The organism is Bacteroidia bacterium (assembly GCA_025056095.1).
Classification (GTDB): domain Bacteria; phylum Bacteroidota; class Bacteroidia; order JANWVE01; family JANWVE01; genus JANWVE01.
In genome coordinates, this window is sequence record JANWVW010000275.1 from 1 (window position 1) to 3,243 (window position 3,243).

At 40.6% G+C, this 3,243-nt stretch carries 3 protein-coding genes; all 3 read right to left on the reverse strand.

The features are described 5' to 3' along the window. Positions 1-108: 108 nt before the first annotated feature. From holB to NZ519_13270, 3 genes are read right to left on the reverse strand one after another with little or no spacing between them, the layout of a single operon-like run. Positions 109-1,233: a DNA polymerase III subunit delta' gene (gene holB / locus NZ519_13260; protein MCS7029722.1), complete on the reverse strand. Its 1,125-nt coding sequence runs from the start codon at positions 1,231-1,233 to the stop codon at positions 109-111. A 6-nt stretch (positions 1,234-1,239) separates the two neighbouring features. Continuing rightward, the gene (gene nuoF / locus NZ519_13265) at positions 1,240-2,661 is read right to left on the reverse strand and encodes an NADH-quinone oxidoreductase subunit NuoF (protein MCS7029723.1); all 1,422 of its coding nucleotides are present in this window, start codon (positions 2,659-2,661) and stop codon (positions 1,240-1,242) included. Positions 2,662-2,692: 31 nt separating this feature from the next. Further along, the gene (locus NZ519_13270; protein MCS7029724.1) at positions 2,693-3,004 is read right to left on the reverse strand and encodes a hypothetical protein; all 312 of its coding nucleotides are present in this window, start codon (positions 3,002-3,004) and stop codon (positions 2,693-2,695) included. Positions 3,005-3,243 lie beyond the last annotated feature (239 nt).

Sequence of the window (3,243 nt, forward strand, 5' to 3'; positions counted from 1 at the left end):
TAGCGAAGCACCGAAGCGAAGCGCAGTGCGGAATGCCCCGACCCTTGCGCAGCAAGGGGCACGCCCAAAAAGAAAACCTTATTAAATCATTCTCATAAAGTTTACTTTTTACTTTGCTTTATTTTTTGCCAAAATTTGTGAAATACGCACCGAAAGCGTTAAATACAAAATCTTGCTGTTAATGTTTCTGTTAATGTATTCCATAGATTGATTAAGCGTGTGGTACAGGTCTTCAAAAGATTGTTGAGATAAAGTTTTCCCTAACTTGACTACAAAATCCTTCAAATTATCAGGGATAAAAAGTAGCTCGTCAGCTGCGTAATGAGAAATTGCAGCATTACGCAAAATATGTAGCATGTAAAGTACAAAGTGTTTTTGAGTTTCACGGCTGAGTTTTGAAAGAGCATCACTTACCTCTTGCATATCTAAAAGTTTTGCATTGTAGCAAGATCTTAACCACGCTTGAGCAAGTTCATCAAAAACGTGAGTGTTTTGAGTAATTAGCCGAATAGCTTCATTGAGATTACCTTGTGCTAAAAAAGCTGCTTTGTAAGCAGTTTGCTCGTCTACTTTATGTTGGTTGATTAGGTAAGATGCGATTTCATTCTCTTTGAGCAAAGGAAAGAAAATACTTTGGCATCTTGATTGGATAGTAGGTAAAACTTGTTCGGGCGTAGGCGCGGTGAGCAAAAACACTGTTTTAGGCGGAGGTTCTTCCAGCAATTTCAAGAAAGCATTAGCAGCTTCTGTGCGCATTTTTTCCGCATGCCAAATTATCACAACTTTGAAATTTCCTTCAAAAGGAGTGCAGCTCATTTTTTGTTTAAGCTGCCGAATTTCCTCTATATAGATAGCCATTTGCTTATTGTAAGCGTCTAGCCTTTCTACCCATTGGGCATAAGAAGGATAGAAATGATGTGCAACCAAAAACTCTCTTATTTCAGTAGTAAAATCCTCTGAAGTACGTTTTTTTTCTGTTTCACTTTTGTAAATTGGTAGTATCCAATGAACATCGGGGTGGATAAGCTTAGCTATCTTTTGGCAGCTTTGACAGTTTTGGCATGCGCCTTTGGAAGTAAGATTAGGGCAGTTAAGCGTTTGTGCTATCCATAAAGAAGTTGCCAGCTTGCCTGTTCCAGGACCTCCCCAAAACAAATTAGCGTGCGAAAGTCTACCTTCTTGTATTGTATGCAAAAGCTGCTTTTGCAAGTCCTGCTGACCTACCACTTGCATACTTTTTTAGGAAACAGCGTATAAGCTGTTTTTTACCTTGGCTTCAAACTCTTCTCTAAACCGAAGTATAGTAGCACGTACAGGCCAAGCTGCAGCATCGGCTAACATGCAAACGGTTCTACCTTCCATATTTTCGGCTATACTAAAAAGTAAATCCAAGTCTTTCATCTCTCCCCTTCCTTCATCTATTTTGATGAGCAGTTTTTCTAACCATCCTGTACCTTCGCGACAAGGTGTACATTGTCCGCAAGACTCGTGGTGGAAAAATTGTACAATTCTGCGTAATAGCTTGACCATGTCTGTATCTTCGTTCATTACTACCATTCCTCCTGTGCCCATCATAGAACCAATTTTTCGGTTACCTAGTAGAAAAGCATATTTGCCATTTTCAACCTCTAAGCCCGCTGCGGCTAGAGAATCTGTATCCATGCGTACGCCATCTATCATGTCTGCACGAAGAATGGGTACAGAAACTCCCCCAGGAATAACTGCTTTGAGTTTTTTACCGTTTTTCATTCCTCCTGCTACCTTGTAGATAAGGTCTGTAATGAGCATGCCTGTGGGGTATTCATAAATTCCTGGTCGGTTTACGTGCCCCGAAATGCCATACAAGAAAGGACCTGGATGTGTTTTTGCGCCGATAGATGCATACCAGTCCGCGCCATATCGCATTACTAAGGCACATTGTGCCATAGTATCTACGTTGTTAATAGTAGTAGGGCAGTCCCATAGTCCTCTTTGTGCAGGAAAAGGGGGTTTAGAGCGCGGATAAGGGCGTTTTCCTTCCAAAGATTCCATTAAAGAAGTCTCTTCTCCGCAAATGTAAGCGCCTGCTCCCCTGTGTACATAAATTTCAATATTTCTGCCTGAACCTAGTATGTTTTTGCCCACATATCCCTTTGCATACGCTTGCGATATAGCTTTTTGTAAAAAGTTCATGTAGTCAATGTATTCTCCACGAACATAAATGTAGGCCGCGTCTATCTCCATGGCGTAGCAGGCAAACAAAATTCCTTCTATGACCAAGTGAGGATTGAACTCCATTAATCGGCGGTCTTTGAAGGAACCTGGTTCGGATTCATCGCCATTTACGGCTAAGTAGCGGGGTACTCCTTCTTTTTTAGGTGGCATAAAAGACCATTTTAAGCCTGCATTAAAACCTGCGCCCCCGCGCCCCCTAACATTAGCAGACTTTACAATGTCAATTACTAACTTCGGTGTATAAGGTACCTGTTCTTTTGTTTCTACTATCTGCTTAGTGCCATCAGGTAAGGTTTTTTCTTCTTTTTTGACTAACGTGTAAGTACCTGAACCTGTTATAACTTCCTTCCATTTGGCATATCCACCATGGGCTTCGTATACCTCAATCTGATTAAGGTTGGGTATGTCAGGCAAAAGGACTTTTTTATAGTTTCTCCAATCTTGCATATCTATGCAACAAAAATAGAATAAAAAAGATTTACTCACTTAACGCGTTGTATTTAATAGCTTCTTCAATCCATTTGCGGGTACTGGGGCAATTTTTAGCGTTGATAACTCTGCCGTCTTTTAAAGTAATTTTAATGATATTACCAAAAAAATTAGAGTCATGTTCCTTAAACTGCTCGGGACTAACAAAAATTTTGACATTAGCATCATCTATAATTACAGCTTCTGCTGCAGCAGCTTTGCGATAACGATAGCTTCTATGAAAGTAACCTATGAGATAACCAATGATACCTGCAATAGCTATAGCACTTAATAATTCAAATATAGAAAAGAAACTTACCATAATGACAATCCTTTGCACAAAGGTAATAATTTTTTTTATATCTATATTATGCTTGGTTGTGTTAATTCTTTTTTAGGCTGGGTTGTGATGCTATAGGAATTGAATTTATATTGCGTGAGGCATGCGGAGGGCGTGCGTCAGCACGGTGCGGAGCGAAGCGAAGCACCGAAGTGAAAGCGTAGCCCGTAGCACGCCGACCTTGCCCACACAAGCGCAAGCGAAGTGTGGGCAAGGACACG